13 protein-coding genes are annotated in these 16,131 nt (G+C 71.5%); 11 read left to right on the forward strand and 2 right to left on the reverse strand.

The genetic code is table 11. From position 1 onward, the window contains the following. Positions 1 to 49 precede the first annotated feature (49 nt). On the reverse strand, positions 50 to 820 hold the full coding sequence (gene map, locus ACFWBB_RS08220; protein WP_385268367.1) for a type I methionyl aminopeptidase: 771 nt from the start codon (positions 818 to 820) through the stop codon (positions 50 to 52). A 32-nt stretch (positions 821 to 852) separates the two neighbouring features. On the opposite strand from map, the gene ACFWBB_RS08225 reads away from it, so the two are divergent. The 9 genes from ACFWBB_RS08225 (at position 853) to ACFWBB_RS08265 (ending at position 12,140) form a co-directional block, all read left to right on the forward strand. Beyond that, positions 853 to 1,104 (forward strand): helix-turn-helix domain-containing protein, encoded by a 252-nt coding sequence (locus ACFWBB_RS08225; protein WP_385268369.1) that lies wholly within the window; start codon positions 853 to 855, stop codon positions 1,102 to 1,104. Positions 1,105 to 1,250: 146 nt separating this feature from the next. Next, the gene (locus tag ACFWBB_RS08230; protein WP_385268371.1) at positions 1,251 to 2,975 is read left to right on the forward strand and encodes a hypothetical protein; all 1,725 of its coding nucleotides are present in this window, start codon (positions 1,251 to 1,253) and stop codon (positions 2,973 to 2,975) included. Positions 2,976 to 3,154: 179 nt separating this feature from the next. Then, the gene (locus ACFWBB_RS08235) at positions 3,155 to 3,997 is read left to right on the forward strand and encodes a nitrilase-related carbon-nitrogen hydrolase (RefSeq protein WP_385268373.1); all 843 of its coding nucleotides are present in this window, start codon (positions 3,155 to 3,157) and stop codon (positions 3,995 to 3,997) included. Then, positions 3,994 to 5,277, forward strand: a complete 1,284-nt coding sequence (locus ACFWBB_RS08240) for an aspartate aminotransferase family protein (RefSeq protein WP_385268375.1) — start codon at positions 3,994 to 3,996, stop codon at positions 5,275 to 5,277. Before ACFWBB_RS08235 ends, ACFWBB_RS08240 begins: the two co-directional genes overlap by 4 nt. A gap of 29 nt (positions 5,278 to 5,306) precedes the next feature. Continuing rightward, entirely contained in the window at positions 5,307 to 6,890 is a 1,584-nt protein-coding gene (locus ACFWBB_RS08245) for a PucR family transcriptional regulator (protein WP_385268377.1), read from the forward strand. A 179-nt stretch (positions 6,891 to 7,069) separates the two neighbouring features. Continuing rightward, positions 7,070 to 7,912 carry a nitrilase-related carbon-nitrogen hydrolase gene (locus tag ACFWBB_RS08250; protein WP_385268379.1) on the forward strand — a complete coding sequence of 281 codons (843 nt, stop codon included), beginning with the start codon at positions 7,070 to 7,072 and terminating at the stop codon, positions 7,910 to 7,912. Between the two features lie 94 nt (positions 7,913 to 8,006). Then, positions 8,007 to 9,410 (forward strand): dihydropyrimidinase, encoded by a 1,404-nt coding sequence (gene hydA, locus ACFWBB_RS08255; RefSeq protein ID WP_385268381.1) that lies wholly within the window; start codon positions 8,007 to 8,009, stop codon positions 9,408 to 9,410. A gap of 11 nt (positions 9,411 to 9,421) precedes the next feature. Then, entirely contained in the window at positions 9,422 to 10,441 is a 1,020-nt protein-coding gene (locus ACFWBB_RS08260) for a TIGR03842 family LLM class F420-dependent oxidoreductase (protein WP_385268383.1), read from the forward strand. A gap of 160 nt (positions 10,442 to 10,601) precedes the next feature. After that, positions 10,602 to 12,140, forward strand: a complete 1,539-nt coding sequence (locus ACFWBB_RS08265; RefSeq protein WP_385268385.1) for an NCS1 family nucleobase:cation symporter-1 — start codon at positions 10,602 to 10,604, stop codon at positions 12,138 to 12,140. A gap of 109 nt (positions 12,141 to 12,249) precedes the next feature. On the opposite strand, the gene ACFWBB_RS08270 is transcribed toward ACFWBB_RS08265, so the two are convergent. Next, positions 12,250 to 12,918, reverse strand: a complete 669-nt coding sequence (locus ACFWBB_RS08270; RefSeq protein ID WP_385268387.1) for a hypothetical protein — start codon at positions 12,916 to 12,918, stop codon at positions 12,250 to 12,252. 239 nt (positions 12,919 to 13,157) lie between these two features. Between ACFWBB_RS08270 and ACFWBB_RS08275 the strand changes: the two genes are divergently transcribed. Beyond that, the gene (locus ACFWBB_RS08275; protein ID WP_385268389.1) at positions 13,158 to 14,984 is read left to right on the forward strand and encodes a gamma-glutamyltransferase family protein; all 1,827 of its coding nucleotides are present in this window, start codon (positions 13,158 to 13,160) and stop codon (positions 14,982 to 14,984) included. A 100-nt stretch (positions 14,985 to 15,084) separates the two neighbouring features. Next, on the forward strand, positions 15,085 to 15,942 hold the full coding sequence (locus ACFWBB_RS08280; RefSeq protein ID WP_385268391.1) for an inositol monophosphatase family protein: 858 nt from the start codon (positions 15,085 to 15,087) through the stop codon (positions 15,940 to 15,942). Positions 15,943 to 16,131: the final 189 nt, after the last annotated feature.

Here is a 16,131-nt window from a genome sequence, read left to right on the forward strand (position 1 = left end):
CGGCGCAGCCGCCGGTCGACGCCGGCCCCGCGCCCTCGGCGGAACGGTCCTACCGTCGCTCGGTGAGGATCCTGGGGCCCGCGTCGGTGATCGCCACCGTGTGTTCCGCGTGGGCCGCCCTCGAGCCGTCGTTCGTCCGCAGGGTCCAGCCGTCCGGCGCCTCGTGGTAGCCGTCCGTGCCGCCGGCGATCAGCATCGGTTCGATCGCGATGGCCATGCCGTGGCGCAGCGGGTAGCCGCGCCCCGGGCGGCCCTCGTTGGGGACCCCGGGGTCCTCGTGCATGTGGCGGCCGATTCCGTGGCCTCCGAAGCCGTCCGGGATGCCGTAGCCCGCGGCCCGGCACACCGTGCCGATGGCGTGCGCGATGTCGCCGATGCGGTTGCCGACGACCGCCGCCTCGATGCCGGCCGCCAGGGCGCGTTCGGCGGTCTCGATCAGCCGGACGTCCGCGGGGCGCGCCGTGCCCACGGTGAAGCTGACCGCGGAGTCGCCGACCCAGCCGTTCAGCGCGGCGCCGAAGTCCGCCGAGAGGAGGTCGCCGTCGCGCAGCCGGTAGCCGGTGGGGATGCCGTGCACGATCGCGTCGTTCACGGACGCGCAGAGCACCGCCGGGAAGGGTGTCGCGGCGAAGGACGGGCGGTAGCCGAGGAAGGGGGACGTGGCCCCGGCCTCCCGCAGCACCCCATGTGCCAGCTCGTCCAGTTCCAGCAGGGAGACGCCCACGTCCGCGGCCTCGCGCACGGCTGTGAGGGCCCGGGCGACGACCTGTCCCGCCTCGTACATGGCCTCGATCGACGTGTCTGTCTTCAGCTCCACCATGCCAATTACTATACCGGTATTAGAATGGGTGCATGGTGCGCACCCCACTGACTCCTGAAGAGCGTGAACGCGGCGAGCGGCTCGGGCGGCTGCTGCGTGAGGCCCGCGGCGGCCACAGCATGACCGCGATCGCGGCGAGCGCCGGCATCTCCGCCGAGACCCTTCGCAAGATCGAGACCGGCCGCGCGCCCACCCCGGCGTTCTTCACCGTCGCCGCGATCGCCCGCGTGCTCGGTCTGTCGATGGACGAGATCGCGGGGCTGTGCGTGCCCGCCCCCGCGTGACACCCCTGGGGCCGCTGCCCGCGCATGGTCTGGATCGCGCAAAAACCCGCCGTCGCGTCGACTTCGCAAACTGGCCGTAGCCGCGCTGTAACACAGCTGGTGTTTTCTACGAACTGGAGCGTTCCGGTCTGGGCGGGAGTCGAGCGATGGCAGTGGATCAACTCCCGCGCAGCGTACGGGAGTTCACGAACCACCTGAGCGGACTGCTGTCGCGCCTCGACCAGGGCGCCGGCTGGTGCGCGGTGTTCTGGCAACGCGATCCCGACGGCATGCGGGCCTGCCTGGAAGGACGCGAGGTGCCGCCCTGGGACGTGGTGGAGGCGGTGCTCCAGGACCTCGCAGCCGAGTACGGAAGCGCGGTCGCCGCACAACAGGCGGAACACGTAAGGCCCTTGCACGCCGCCGCACTCGTCGCCCACGACGCCCGGCCCGGCGGCCGCGACGCCCTCGGGGACCGCCTCGACGTGATGCTCCGCGAACAGCGCTACGCCGTCGAACGGCTGGCCGAACTGGGCTGCCGGCTCTCGTCCGCGGCCACGCGGGAAGAGGCTGACGCCATCCGTCTGGACCTGGCCTGGGCTCAGGACGACCACGAGCGGGCCACCGCCCGGTGCGCCGAACTCCGGCACCGGATGGCCGAGTCGGACCGGCTCCCGGCACCCGGCACGAACCGGGCACACGCCCCGCGCACCAACCCGGGCCCCGCCCGGCATCCCACCGCCGACCCCGCATACGACGCCCCCGCCGGTCACGGCGCTGCCGAGGCCTCGGCCGGTCCTACGGTCGGTGCGTACGACGCCGCCGCGGGTTACAGCGCCGCCGACTCCACGGAAGGCCCCACGGCCGGCGCATACGACGCCCCGGCCGGTCACGACGCCGCCGAGTCCACGGAAGGCCCCACGGCCGGCGCATACGGCCCCCCGTCCGGCTACGGCAACCCCGAGCCCACGGTCGGTGCGTACGGCGGTGCCGAGCCTGCGGCCGGTCCTACGGGCGGTGCGTACGGCGGTGCCGGGCCTGCGGCCGGTCCCACGGGCGGTGCGTACGGCGGTGCCGAGGCATCGGCGGCTCGAGGCTCCGCGTCCCGGCCGGTGCCCGCCGAGGACACCCCCGCCCCGGCCGCCGTCCCCAAGCAGCGCAAGCGCCGCCGGGGCAGCGCCCGCTTCGCCGGCCTGGCCGAGGACGAGGACGTCGCCTCCGTCGCCGTACCGTCCGACGACCGGCCCGCGGCACCCGCGCCCGCCCCGGCCGGGCGCCGCACCCCGCGCGGCGCCCGCTTCGCCGGAGCCGCCGTGGAGAAGCCCGAGCGGCAGCCCGATCCGCAGCGCGAGCCGCTGGACGCGGCGGCCCGGCGGGAGACCGTCGAGACGGTGGAGCGGCTGGTGCGGCTGCGCGGCGAAGGCCGCAGCGGCGAGGCACACGCCCTGCTCGTCGAGCTCGCGTACTGGCCGGCCGCCCGCATCCCGCTGCTCGCGGCCGAACTCCAGCGCGCCGGGCTCAGCGCCGACTGGACCACCCTGCTCTGGGAGGCCGCCTCCCTCCCCGCCGACCGGCTCGTCGCCGCGGCCGACGCGCTGGTCGCGGTGGGGCGTACGGCCGACGGCGAACAGATCCTGCGCCAGGGCGTCGCCCGGCCGGCCACCGAGATCGGCCAGGCCGTCCTCGGCCTGGCCGAGGACGGCCGGCGGCGCGAGGTCCGCGCACTCCTCGACGCCTACGTACGGGTCCGCACCCCCGAGGAGGCCGCCCGCAGCGTCGCCCCGGCCCCGCAGACCCTCGTCCCGCTCCTGCTGGAGGCCGCCCGGAGCGTCTCGGAAGAACGCCACTGGGACCTGGTGCACGCCCTGCGGGTGGCAGGCTTCACCGCCTGACCCGGGCCGCCCCTTACGCCGTACGCCCCGCGACTGCCCCACCGGAGTGTGAAACGCGATCGACTCGGCGGGTTAACGACGATGGTCTTGGCAAGCCCGTCCCGGAGGCTTACGTTCGTCCCTCTACGACCTTCGTCTACGGGCGTAGAGGCTCTGACGTCCCGTCGAAGGAGCAGCTCATGGCCAACGTCGTACGTGCCGCACTCGTCCAGGCCACCTGGACCGGCGACACCGAGTCCATGGTGGCGAAACACGAGGAGCACGCCCGCGAGGCGGCCCGCCTGGGCGCGAAGATCATCGGGTTCCAGGAGGTCTTCAACGCTCCCTACTTCTGTCAGGTCCAGGAGCCGGAGCACTACCGCTGGGCCGAGCCGGTGCCCGACGGGCCGACCGTGCGTCGTATGCAGGAGCTCGCGCGCGAGACGGGCATGGTCGTCGTCGTGCCGGTCTTCGAGATCGAGCAGTCCGGTTTCTACTACAACACCGCTGCCGTGATCGACGCCGACGGCTCCTACCTCGGCAAATACCGCAAGCACCACATCCCGCAGGTGAAGGGCTTCTGGGAGAAGTACTACTTCAAGCCCGGCAACATCGGCTGGCCCGTCTTCGACACGGCCGTCGGCAAGGTCGGCGTCTACATCTGCTACGACCGGCACTTCCCGGAGGGCTGGCGGCAGCTCGGTCTCAACGGCGCCCAACTGGTCTACAACCCGTCCGCCACCCACCGCGGCCTCTCCTCCCACCTCTGGCAGCTGGAGCAGCCCGCGGCCGCGGTCGCCAACGAGTACTTCGTCGCCGCGATCAACCGGGTCGGCGTCGAGGAGTACGGGGACAACGACTTCTACGGGACGTCGTACTTCGTCGACCCGCGAGGGAAGTTCGTCGGCGAGGTCGCGAGCGACAAGGACGAGGAACTCGTGGTCCGCGACCTCGACTTCGACCTGGTCGAGGAGGTCCGGCAGCAGTGGGCCTTCTACCGCGACCGCCGTCCCGACGCCTACGACGGGCTGGTACGGCCATGAGCGAACTCCACGCCCGTCACCGGCGCGTCCTGCCCGACTGGCTCGCCCTCTACTACGAGGACCCGCTGGAGATCACCCACGGCGAGGGCCGGCACGTCTGGGACGCGGAGGGCAACAAGTACCTCGACTTCTTCGGCGGCATCCTCACCACCATGACCGCGCACGCGCTGCCCGAGGTCACCAAGGCGGTGAGCGAGCAGGCCGGGCGGATCATCCACTCGTCGACGCTCTACCTCAGCCGGCCCATGGTCGAACTCGCCGAGCGCATCGCCCACGTCAGCGGCATCCCCGACGCCCGGGTCTTCTTCACCACCTCGGGCACCGAGGCCAACGACACGGCACTGCTGCTCGCCACCACCCTCCGGCGCAGCAACACCGTCCTCGCGATGCGCAACAGCTACCACGGCCGTTCCTTCAGCGCGGTCGGCATCACCGGCAACCGCGGCTGGTCGCCGACCTCGCTGTCCCCCCTGCAGACGCTGTACGTGCACGGCGGCGTGCGTGGCCGGGGTCCCTTCGCCGGGCTCAGCGACGCGGAGTTCATCGACGCCTGCGTCGCGGACCTGAAGGACCTGCTCGGGCACACCCGCGCGCCCGCGGCCCTGATCGCCGAGCCCATCCAGGGCGTCGGCGGGTTCACCTCACCGCCGGACGGGCTGTACGCGGCCTTCCGTGAGGTGCTGGACGCCCACGGCATCCTGTGGATCGCCGACGAGGTGCAGACGGGCTGGGGCCGCACCGGCGAGCACTTCTGGGGCTGGCAGGCACACGGCCGCAGCGGCCCGCCGGACATCGTCACCTTCGCCAAGGGCATCGGCAACGGCATGTCCATCGGCGGTGTCATCGCCCGTGCCGAGATCATGAACTGTCTGGACGCCAACAGCATCTCCACGTTCGGCGGCACCCAGGTCACCATGGCGGCGGGCCTCGCCAACCTCTCCTACCTGCTGGAACACGACCTCCAGGGCAACGCCCGGCGGGTCGGCGGCCTGCTCATCGAGCGGCTGCGGGCCGTTGCCGCGCAGGACCCGGGGGTACGGGAGGTGCGCGGGCGCGGGCTGATGATCGGCGTCGAGCTGACCAGGCCCGGCACCGACCGGGCGGACCCCGACCGGGCGGCCGCGGTGCTGGAGGCGGCTCGCGCGGGAGGGCTGCTGATCGGCAAGGGCGGCGGCCACGACACCAGCGCCCTGCGCCTCGCCCCGCCGCTGTCCCTGACCGTGGCGGAGGCCGAGGAAGGCGCCACGATCCTCGAAGGCGCGCTGAGGAGCACGCAGTAGCGCAGGTCTGAGCAAGGGAACACGACACCATGACCCTCACCCTGGAGTCCTGGGGGCCCGTAGAGCCCCTGGAACCCGCCCTGTCGGTCCGTCAGGTCCTGGCCCTGGAAAGGGTGCTGGCCGGGGAGCCCGAGGTGGTGGCCGGCGCGGGGCAGCTCGACCGGCCGGTGCGCTGGGTGCACGTCGCCGAGGCCGCGGACGTCGGCGTGATGCTCAGCGGCGGCGAGATGGTCCTCACCACCGGAGTGCTGCTCGCCGGTGACGAGAACGCGCAGACCGAGTACATCCAGTCCCTGCACCGCGCGGAGGCCGCGGCCGTGGTGCTGGGCCTGGGACGGGCGTTCCCCGCCCCGCCGGACGTGATGCGGCGCGCCGCCGAGCGGTGCGGGCTGCCCATGGTCGTGCTCCACCGGCCCTTCCCCTTCGCCGAGTTGACGGAGGAGGTGCAGTCCCGGCTGGTCCGGCGGAAGTTCGCCGCCGTCAGCCTGTCGGAGGCCGTACGGACCGCCCTCACGGGACTGATCACCGCGGGCGCCCCGCTCCAGCTGCTGCTCGACGTGATCGCCCAGCACGCCGCCTGTCCCGTCGTCGTCACCAACCTCGCCCACCGGGTGCTCGCCACGGCGGGGGAGCGGTCGGCGGTCGACGACGTGCTGCGGGACTGGGAGCGCATCGCCCGCCAGGCCGGCGGCAGCGAGGGCGACGGCTGGATCCGCGCCGAGCTGGGCGGACGCGGCGAACGGTGGGGACAGATCATGCTCTGCGGCCACCGCGGCGACACCGCCGGCGGACGGCTGCTCGCCGACCGGGCGGCCGAGGCCCTCGTCCTGCACCGCATGCTCGGCGGCACGTCCGCCCACACCTGGGAGGAGCAGTCCGCGCAGAGCCTGCTCACCGACCTGGTCTCCGGCGTCGTACCGGCGCGGCAACTGCTGCCCCGGGCCCGGGCGGCCGGACTCCCCGTCAACCGGCGCACCTTCGTCCCGCTGGTCGTCCGTGACGGCGATCCCGTCCAACTCGAGCGGATGCTGCGCCTGCTGGGCCTTCCCGGGCTGGTCGCCGAGCTCGCCGACGGGGCCACCGCCGTACTGCTCAGCCTCGCCCGCGACCAGGACGCCGGGGCCCTCGCCGCGCACTTCGCCGCCCGGCTGCGGACCGAGTCCGGGGAGAGCCGTACGGTCGTCGCGGCGGCCGACCCGCGCATCGTCTGGGACGACGTGTCCGCCGGGCTGCGCGAGGCCCAGCATGTCGCGGACGCCGTGGCCGACTCCTCGGCAGCCCTGGACCTCCCGGCCGTGGTCCGACTGAAGGACGTACATCTGCGCGGGCTGGTCCGGCTGCTGCGGGACGACCCGCATGTGCAGTCCTTCGCCGAGCGGGAGCTGGACGGGCTGCTCTGCGCGGCCGGGGAGGACCTGCTCGCCGTGCTGCGGACCTATCTGGCGACCGGCCGCAACAAGTCCCGCACCGCCCAGCTCCACCATGTCTCCCGGCCCGCGCTGTACCGCCGGCTGGAGGCGATAGAGGGACGGCTCGGCGTGGACCTCGACGACTTCGAACAGGCCGCCTCGGTGCACATCGCGCTGCTCGCGCACGACGCGCAGCAGAGCTGACCGCGCGCCGGGCAACACCCTCGAAACACTGAACGACCAGGGAAAACGGTGGTGAAACATGGGCCCGGGAAGACGTGACACGGTGGCACGCCGGACGCCCGTAGGCGTGACACCGTGCAACTCAAAGCGGGCTCGCCGGGTTCCTAGGCTCCTCGTACACCGAGCGACCGGAGGTCCCGATGAGCAGAGTGATCCGTGCCGCCGTCTTCCAGACGGCCTGGACCGGCGACAAGGAATCGATGATCCAGGTACACGAGCAGGCGGTCCGCGACGCGGCCGCGCAGGGTGCTCAGGTCCTGTGTTTCCAGGAGCTGTTCTACGGACCGTACTTCTGCCAGGTCCAGGACCCGCAGTTCTACGAGTACGCCGAGCAGATCCCGGACGGCCCCGTAGTCAGGCGCTTCCAGGCCCTCGCCGAGGAGCACGGCATCGTCCTGGTGCTGCCGATGTACGAGGAGGAGCAGCCGGGCGTCCTCTACAACACCGCCGCCGTGATCGACGCGGACGGCTCGTACCTCGGCAAGTACCGCAAGCACCACATCCCGCAGGTGAAGGGCTTCTGGGAGAAGTTCTACTTCCGGCCCGGGAACGTGGGCTGGCCGGTCTTCGAGACGGCCGTCGGCAAGGTCGGCGTCTACATCTGCTACGACCGCCACTTCCCGGAGGGCTGGCGCGCGCTGGGACTGGAGGGCGCCGAGATCGTCTTCAACCCGTCGGCGACCTCGCGCGGTCTGTCCGCGTACCTGTGGCAGCTGGAGCAGCCGGCGGCGGCCGTCGCCAACGAGTACTTCGTCGGCGCGATCAACCGGGTCGGCGTCGAGGAACTCGGCGACAACGACTTCTACGGGACCTCGTACTTCGTGGACCCGGAGGCCCAGTTCGTCGGGGAGGTGGCGAGCGACAAGGAGACCGAACTCGTCGTCCGCGACCTCGACATGGCCAAGCTGCGCGAAGTACGCGACCGCTGGCAGTTCTACCGGGACCGCCGTCCCGACGCCTACCCCCCGCTGACCGCACCGTAGTCGGCCGCGGCCGCCGCCGGTCCGGTGCACGGGGGCCGGACCGGCGGCACCGACCAGGCACGACACCAGTGTTGAACACGGCAGGAGAGGGAGCATGAGCAGCCGAACCGTCATCCGGGGTGGTCTTGTCATCACCGCGTCCGACGAGATCCACGCCGACGTCCTGATCGAGGACGGCCGTATCGCCGCCCTCGCCGCCTCCGGCACCCCGGCCGCCGGGGCCTGGACCGCCGAGAGGGTCATCGACGCCACCGGGAAGTACGTGATCCCGGGCGGGGTCGACGCCCACACCCACATGGAGCTGCCGTTCGGCGGCACCTTCGCCTCCGACACCTTCGAGACCGGTACCCGGGCCGCCGCCTGGGGCGGCACGACGACGATCGTCGACTTCGCCGTGCAGAGCGTCGGGCACAGCCTGCGCGAGGGCCTCGACGCCTGGCACGCCAAGGCCGAGGGCAACTGCGCGATCGACTACGCCTTCCACATGATCGTCTCCGACGTGAACCAGGACACGCTCAAGGAGATGGACCACCTGGTGGAGGAGGGTGTCACCTCCTTCAAGCAGTTCATGGCCTATCCCGGCGTCTTCTACAGCGACGACGGTCAGATCCTGCGCGCCATGCAGCGCTCCGCCGAGAACGGCGGACTGATCATGATGCACGCGGAGAACGGCATCGCCATCGACGTCCTGGTCGAGCAGGCCCTGGCGCGCGGCGAGACGGATCCGAGGTACCACGGCGAGGTCCGCAAGGCGCTCCTGGAGGCCGAGGCCACCCACCGCGCCATCAGGCTCGCCCAGGTCGCCGGGGCCCCGCTGTACGTGGTGCACGTGTCGGCGATGGAGGCGGTCGCGGAACTGGCCCGCGCACGCGACGAGGGGCTGAACGTCTTCGGCGAGACCTGCCCGCAGTACCTGTTCCTGTCGACGGACAACCTCGCGGAGCCCGACTTCGAGGGCTCGAAGTACGTCTGCTCGACGCCGCTGCGGCCCAGGGAGCACCAGGCCAAGCTGTGGCAGGGCCTCAGGACGAACGATCTCCAGGTCGTCTCCACCGACCACTGCCCCTTCTGCTTCGTGGGCCAGAAGGAGCTCGGCCGGGGCGACTTCTCGAAGATCCCCAACGGTCTGCCGGGCGTCGAGAACCGGATGGACCTGCTGCACCAGGCCGTCGTCGACGGGCAGATCAGCCGCCGCCGCTGGATCGAGATCGCCTGCGCCACCCCGGCCCGTATGTTCGGCATGTACCCGAAGAAGGGCACCATCGCTCCGGGCGCCGACGCCGACGTCGTCATCTACGACCCGCACGCCGAGCAGATCGTCTCCGCCGACACCCACCACATGAACGTCGACTACTCGGCGTACGAGGGCAAGCGGCTCACCGGCCGCGTCGAGACGGTCCTGTCGCGGGGCGAACCCGTCATCACCGAGCGGGAGTACACCGGACACGCCGGTCACGGCGTCTACACCCCGCGCTCCACCTGTCAGTACCTCAACTAGGAGCAGCGCACATGGACTTCGGACTCGTCCTGCAGACCGACCCGCCGGCCTCGAAGGTCGTCGAGCTGATGAAGCGTGCCGAGAACAACGGCTTCACCTACGGCTGGACCTTCGACTCCGCCGTGCTCTGGCAGGAACCGTTCGTGATCTACAGCCAGATCCTGGCGAACACCAGCAGGCTGACGGTGGGCCCGATGGTGACGAACCCGGGCACCCGCACCTGGGAGGTCACCGCCTCCACCTTCGCCACCCTCAACGACATGTTCGGCAACCGCACGGTGTGCGGCATCGGCCGCGGCGACTCCGCGATGCGTGTCGCGGGCCGCGCCCCGAACACGCTCGCCCGGATCAGCCAGGCCATGAAGGTCATCAGGGCGCTCGGCTCGGGCCAGGAGGCCGACCTCGGCGGCACGGTCGTCAGGTTCCCCTGGATCAAGGAGGACGCGCGACTCCCCGTCTGGATGGCCGCGTACGGCCCCAAGGCGCTGAAGATGACCGGCGAGGAGGCGGACGGCTTCATCCTGCAGCTCGCCGATCTCTACCTCACCGAGTACATGGTGAAGGCCGTCAAGGACGCCGCAGCCGCCGTGGGCCGCGACCCCGACGAGGTGAAGATCTGCGTCGCCGCCCCGGCGTACGTCACCGAGGACGACTCGCCCGAGGCGCTCGCCCACGCGCGTGAACAGTGCCGCTGGTTCGGCGGGATGGTCGGCAACCACGTGGCGGACCTCGTCTCCAAGTACGGCGAGCACTCCGCCGCCGTCCCCGACGAACTCACCGACTACATCAAGTCCCGTGAGGGGTACGACTACTCGCACCACGGGCGGGCCGACAACCCCGACACGGCGTTCGTGCCCGACGAGATCGTGGACCGGTTCTGCCTGATCGGGCCGGCCGAGAAGCACATCGAGAAGCTGACCGCGCTGCGTGAGCTGGGCGTCGACCAGTTCGCCGTCTACGACATGCACGACGCGCAGGAGGCCACCATCGACGCGTACGGCACGACGGTGATCCCGGCCGTCAACGGCTGACCCGCGCATCCGGACCGCCGTACGGCGCACGAAGAACCCAGCGACCGCTCGAACTCCCCATCCCCCCACTCCAGTTCTCCCCTCCTCCGGCATCCGGGAGGAGGGGGCCGGAGACCCGCACGGCCTTTCCGGATCCGCCCCTCGTTTGATTGGCCTGCCCATGACCGACACCGCTCCCACGGCCATACCGCCGACCTCTCAAGTCACCCTCGCCGACGGCCGGGTGGAGATCGCCCCTGGTTCGCCGCAGCCCAGCGGCCCCTACGCCAACGAGGACCTGCTTCCGGTCCCGGTGGAGAAGCGCACCTGGACCACGTACAACTTCTCCGCGCTGTGGGTCGGCATGGCCCACAACACGGCGTCGTGGACGCTGGCCTCAGGTCTGATCGCCGTCGGCATGGACTGGAAGCAGGCGGTGTTCACCATCGCCCTGGCCAACCTCATCGTGCTGGTGCCGATGCTGCTCACCGGGCACGCGGGACCGAAGTACGGCATCCCCTTCCCGGTCTTCGCCCGCGCCTCCTTCGGCGTCCGCGGCGCCAACCTCCCCGCCGTCGTACGGGCGCTGGTGGCGTGCGGCTGGTTCGGCATCCAGACCTGGATCGGCGGTGAGGCGATCTACTTCCTCGCCGGGAAGCTGATCGGCAACGGCTGGAGCGACGCCGGGAAGATCGGTGGCTACGCCTGGACGATGTGGCTGTCCTTCGCGATCTTCTGGGCGCTCCAGGTCGCGATCATCTACCGGGGCATGGAGACGATCCGCCGCTTCGAGAACTGGGCGGCGCCCTTCGTCCTCGTCGGCGCGCTGGTGATGCTGATCTGGATGAGCAACAAGGCAGGCGGTTTCGGCCCGTTGCTCGACCAGCCGTCCAAGCTCGGCTGGGGCGGCGACTTCTGGAAGCTCTTCTGGCCGTCCCTGATGGGCATGATCGGTTTCTGGTCGACGCTGTCGCTGAACATCCCCGACTTCACGCGGTACGGGAAGTCGCAGAAGGCGCAGACATGGGGGCAGGCTCTCGGCCTTCCCACGACCATGACGCTGTTCGCGCTGCTGTCGGTGATGGTCACCTCCGGTTCCCAGGCGGTGTACGGCGAGACGATCTGGGATCCGGTACAGCTCGCCGCCAAGACGGACAACGTCTTCGGCCTGCTGTTCGCGCTGGTGACCGTGCTGGTGGCGACCCTGTCCGTGAACGTCGCGGCCAACCTGGTCTCGCCGGCCTTCGACTTCTCCAACATCGCGCCCCGGAAGATCAGTTTCCGCACCGGCGCCCTCGCCACCTGTGTCCTCGGGGTGCTGATCTTCCCGTGGAAGCTGTACTCCGACCCGCAGGGCTACATCTTCACCTGGCTCGGGCTGGTCGGCGGTCTGCTGGGCACGGTCGCCGGCATCCTCATCGCCGACTACTGGATCCTGCGCCGAGGCAAGCTCGACCTGACCGATCTGTACCGCACGGGAGGCCGTTACTGGTACGACGGCGGCTGGAACTGGCGGGCCGTGGCGGCCTTCGTGACCGGCGGAGTGCTCGCCGTCGGCGGCGCCAGCTTCAAGCCGCTGATCGACGGCCGGCCGGTCCCGGCGCTGGAAACCCTCGCCGACTACGGCTGGGCGGTCGGGCTCGGCACCTCGATGGTGCTGTACCTCGCCCTGATGCTGCTGCTGCCCGCACGGCAGGAGCAGGAGCGGGACGCCGTCTGACCCGCGGTGCCAGAACAGGAGCGGGACGCCGTCTGACCCGCGGTGCCAGAACAGGAACGGGAACGGCCGGAAGAGCGACTGGGCTCTTCCGGCCGTTCCCGTACGGCGTTCAGCTCTTCTTGCCGTTCTGCAGGGCGGCGACCACTTCCTTCGCCGCCTTGATGGCACCCTTGTTGATCTCGTCGGTGCTCGGCGCCTTCCTCGTCTCGAAGTCGCTGCCGTTGTAGTTGACGATCACCAGGGCGTTGGACACCTGGGCGATGACGATGCCCTCACGGGTCTGCTGCTTGTCCTGAGTGGTGAGGTTCACCACCGAGTAGGCCGCGTCACCGAGCCCAGGAACCGCTCCGCCGCCGCTCTTCTCGCCGATGCGCTCCTTGTACGAACTCCGTGCCGCCTCATCGGAGTCCGTGATCTCGAAGGAGACGTCGAGCCACCGGTAGTCGAACCCCTTGAGCGCGTTCCAGGAACAGGTGCGGCGCAGGGCGGTGTCCGTCGACGGGATCTCCTTGCCCGCGGTCTTCGCGCCCGGCACGAGTGCGGTGACCGTCTTCGTGGTCACGCCGGTGCAGGGGGCGGGCGCCGCGGAGTACGTCTTGGACACGGCCGTGGAGGAGGGGCCGGACGACTTCTCGGACTGGGTCTTCTGCGTGTCCTTGGCCGCGGTGTCCTGCGTTTCGGTGAGCGGGCCGGACGACATCGCCCAGCCCGCACAGGCGAGCACGGCCACGGGGGTCAGGCGTGCGGTGAGGGCGAGCGGCAGTGGGAGTGAGCGCACAGCGCACTTTCGTGGGGGACGGTGCGGACGGAGTCCGCAGTGCGGACAAGGACGCCAGTGTCACACGACTCCCTGTGGGGCGGAAGCGAAAACTCGCTGTGTGCACGGCTGGTGACGAAGGGCCGTGCCACTTCTGCGGCATTGCCGACTCATTGGTGTGTAAGCGGAGAAAAGGGGCCTTCGGTGCCGGCCGTACGATCGGCGGACCGGCTGTCGCCACCCAGCGAGGAGCGTTTTCCGTGTTCACCACCCGCCCGACCCTCCAGGGAACCTTCGGCATGGTGTCCTCCACGCACTGGCTGGCCTCGCAGTCGGCGATGGCCGTTCTGGAGGGCGGCGGCAACGCCTACGACGCGGCCGTGGCGGGCGCGTTCGTGCTGCACGTCGTCGAACCGCATCTCAACGGGCCCGCGGGCGAGGTGCCCATCCTCCTCGCCCCGGCCGAGGGCGAGGTGCGGGTGCTCTGCGGACAGGGAGTGGCGCCTGCGGGCGCGACGGTCTCCCACTACCGGGCACTCGGCCTGGACCTCGTCCCCGGCACCGGACCGCTGGCCGCGGCCGTCCCCGGCGCGTTCGACGCCTGGATGCTCCTCCTGCGCGACCACGGCACCAAGTCTTTGGACGACGTACTGAAGTACGCGATCGGATACGCCGAACACGGGCACGCGCCCGTGGAGAACGTCGGCGCGACCGTCGAGACCGTACGGCAGCTGTTCGAGCGGGAGTGGACCTCGTCGGCGGAGGTGTACCTGCCCGGCGGGAAGTCGCCGCGCCCCGGCACGCTGCTGCGCAACCCCGCCCTGGCCGCCACCTGGAAGCGGCTGCTCGCCGAGACCGCCGGGGCGGGCGACCGGGAGGCGCGGATTGAGGCGGCGCGAGAGGTGTGGCGGACCGGGTTCGTCGCCGAGGCGTTCGTCCGGCAGGCCGCCCGGCCCACCCTGGACACCAGCGGGGAACGTCACACCGGCACCCTCACGGCCGCCGACCTCGCCGCCTGGTCCGCGTCCTACGAGGCGCCGGCGACCTATGACTGGAACGGCTGGACCGTGTGCAAGGCCGGCCCGTGGAGCCAGGGTCCGGCCCTCCTCCAGCAGCTCGCCCTGCTGCCACCCGAGCTGCCCGCGTACGGCTCCGCCGACTACGTCCATCTCCTGATCGAGGGCTGCAAGCTCGCGATGGCCGACCGCGAGGCCTGGTACGGCGACGCGGCCGACGTCCCGCTGGGCGAGCTGCTCGCCGCCGGCTACAACGCGGAACGGCGGCGGCTGATCGGCGACAAGGCCTCCTACGAGCTGCGGCCCGGCGGCCCCGGCGGGCGTACCCCGCGGCTGAGCACGCACGCGTACGTGGTCGCCACCGACGACCCCGGCTTCAGCCCCATGGGCGCCGGCGAGCCGACGGTCGCCAAGGGCCCGGCGTCCCCCGTGCCCGGCGAACCGGAGGTCGGGCCGGAGGGAGTCACGCGCGGGGACACCTGCCACCTCGACGTCGTCGACCGCTGGGGCAACATGGTCGCGGCCACGCCCAGCGGCGGCTGGCTGCAGTCCAACCCGGTCGTGCCCGAGCTGGGCTTCCCGCTCGGCACCCGGCTCCAGATGACCTGGCTGGAGGACGGCCTGCCGAACTCGCTGACGCCCGGCCGCCGCCCACGCACCACCCTGACCCCCTCGATCGCGCTGCGCGACGGGGTGCCGGTGCTGGCGTTCGGTACGCCCGGCGGCGACCAGCAGGACCAGTGGCAGCTGCACTTCCTGCTGGCCGTCGCCCTGCGCGCACGGGTGCGCGGCGGCCTCGACCTCCAGGGCGCGATCGATGCCCCGAACTGGCACAACGACGGCTTCCCCGGTTCCTTCCATCCGCGCGGCATGCGGCCGGGCAGCGTCACCGTGGAGTCCCGGATGCCGGCGGAGGTGGTGGAGGAGCTGAGGCGGCGCGGACATGACGTCACCGTCGGCGACCCGTGGTCCGAGGGCCGGTTGTGTGCGGTCGCCCGCGACCCGGGCACCGGGATCCTGCTGGCGGCCGCGAACCCGCGCGGGATGCAGGGCTACGCGGTGGGTCGCTGAGGCGCCTGCGAGGCGGGCGCCCTCCCGCTCTTCATCCCGATTCCACCCGGGATGCACCGGGCAGGTGGGGATTGTCAGTGGGGCGTGCTCTCATGGAGGCATGATCGAAGACACGGAAACCATCGACGAGTTTCTCGCCCGCCACTCGGCCGACGTGGAGGAGGCGGTCCGCAAGGCCGCCGCGGCCGAGATCATGCCCCGCTTCCGGCAGCTCGCCGCGCACGAGGTCGACCAGAAGAGCGGACCGCACGACCTGGTGACGGACGCCGACCGCAACGCCGAGCTCTATCTCACCCAGGCCCTCGGCGCCCTCCTGCCCGGCTCGGTGGTCGTCGGCGAGGAGGCGGTGCACGCCAACCCCGCCACGTACGAGGCGATACAGGGCGACGCGCCCGTCTGGATCGTCGACCCCGTCGACGGAACACGGCAGTTCGTGCACGGCGACGACGGCTTCTGCACCCTGGTCGCGCTCGTCCGGCGCGGCGTCCTGCACGCCTCCTGGACCTACGCTCCGGCCCGCGACCAGCTGGCCACGGCCGTCCGCGGCGGCGGCGCCTTCCTGGACGGCGAGCGGCTGTTCGCCGGCCCGCCCGAGCCGGGCCGGGACCTGAGGGTGGCCACCTCCCACCCCGACTACACGACCGACGAGCAGAAGCGTGCCCTGCTGGCGCTGTGGACGGACGGGGTGGCACCGCGCGCGTGCGGATCGGCCGGGCTCGAGTATCTCGCGTTGGCCCGGGGCGAGTTGGACGCCACGGCGTTCTCCTGGGAGGCGGCCTGGGACCACGCGGCCGGACTGCTGCTGGTCGAGGAGGCGGGCGGCGCCCACCTCACCCTCACCGGCGAGCCGTTCCGCGTCACGGGCGGCAACGCCCTGCCGTTCACGGCGGCCCGGGACGCGGCGACGGCCCGGCAGGTCGTGGAACTGCTCTCGGGCACCGGCTCCCTGACGCGGTGATCCGGCCCGCGGAGGCTCCGGATCAGGCGCGGACACGACCGCGGACATCACCGTGGACCTCCTCGCAGGCACCCCCGCGGACACCCCCTGGCACGGTCCGCCCGAGGCATTCGGAGACGTTTCGGGGGCGCGCCGCCGATGTTGTCGTACCCCCGGCATATCCTGCTTGCGGGGGCCACCGGTCTACGG

The sequence above is a fragment of the Streptomyces sp. NPDC060000 genome (genome assembly GCF_042737375.1).
In the GTDB taxonomy this organism is placed as follows: Bacteria; Actinomycetota; Actinomycetes; order Streptomycetales; family Streptomycetaceae; genus Streptomyces.

Excerpts from the sequence above, each read along its gene's own strand:
- map (WP_385268367.1), bottom strand. The coding sequence starts at position 820 with ATGGTGGAGCTGAAGACAGACACGTCGATCGAGGCCATGTACGAGGCG.
- ACFWBB_RS08225 (WP_385268369.1), top strand. The coding sequence starts at position 853 with ATGGTGCGCACCCCACTGACTCCTGAAGAGCGTGAACGCGGCGAGCGG.
- ACFWBB_RS08230 (WP_385268371.1), top strand. The coding sequence starts at position 1,251 with ATGGCAGTGGATCAACTCCCGCGCAGCGTACGGGAGTTCACGAACCAC.
- ACFWBB_RS08235 (WP_385268373.1), top strand. The coding sequence starts at position 3,155 with ATGGCCAACGTCGTACGTGCCGCACTCGTCCAGGCCACCTGGACCGGC.
- ACFWBB_RS08240 (WP_385268375.1), top strand. The coding sequence starts at position 3,994 with ATGAGCGAACTCCACGCCCGTCACCGGCGCGTCCTGCCCGACTGGCTC.
- ACFWBB_RS08245 (WP_385268377.1), top strand. The coding sequence starts at position 5,307 with ATGACCCTCACCCTGGAGTCCTGGGGGCCCGTAGAGCCCCTGGAACCC.
- ACFWBB_RS08250 (WP_385268379.1), top strand. The coding sequence starts at position 7,070 with ATGAGCAGAGTGATCCGTGCCGCCGTCTTCCAGACGGCCTGGACCGGC.
- hydA (WP_385268381.1), top strand. The coding sequence starts at position 8,007 with ATGAGCAGCCGAACCGTCATCCGGGGTGGTCTTGTCATCACCGCGTCC.
- ACFWBB_RS08260 (WP_385268383.1), top strand. The coding sequence starts at position 9,422 with ATGGACTTCGGACTCGTCCTGCAGACCGACCCGCCGGCCTCGAAGGTC.
- ACFWBB_RS08265 (WP_385268385.1), top strand. The coding sequence starts at position 10,602 with ATGACCGACACCGCTCCCACGGCCATACCGCCGACCTCTCAAGTCACC.
- ACFWBB_RS08280 (WP_385268391.1), top strand. The coding sequence starts at position 15,085 with ATGATCGAAGACACGGAAACCATCGACGAGTTTCTCGCCCGCCACTCG.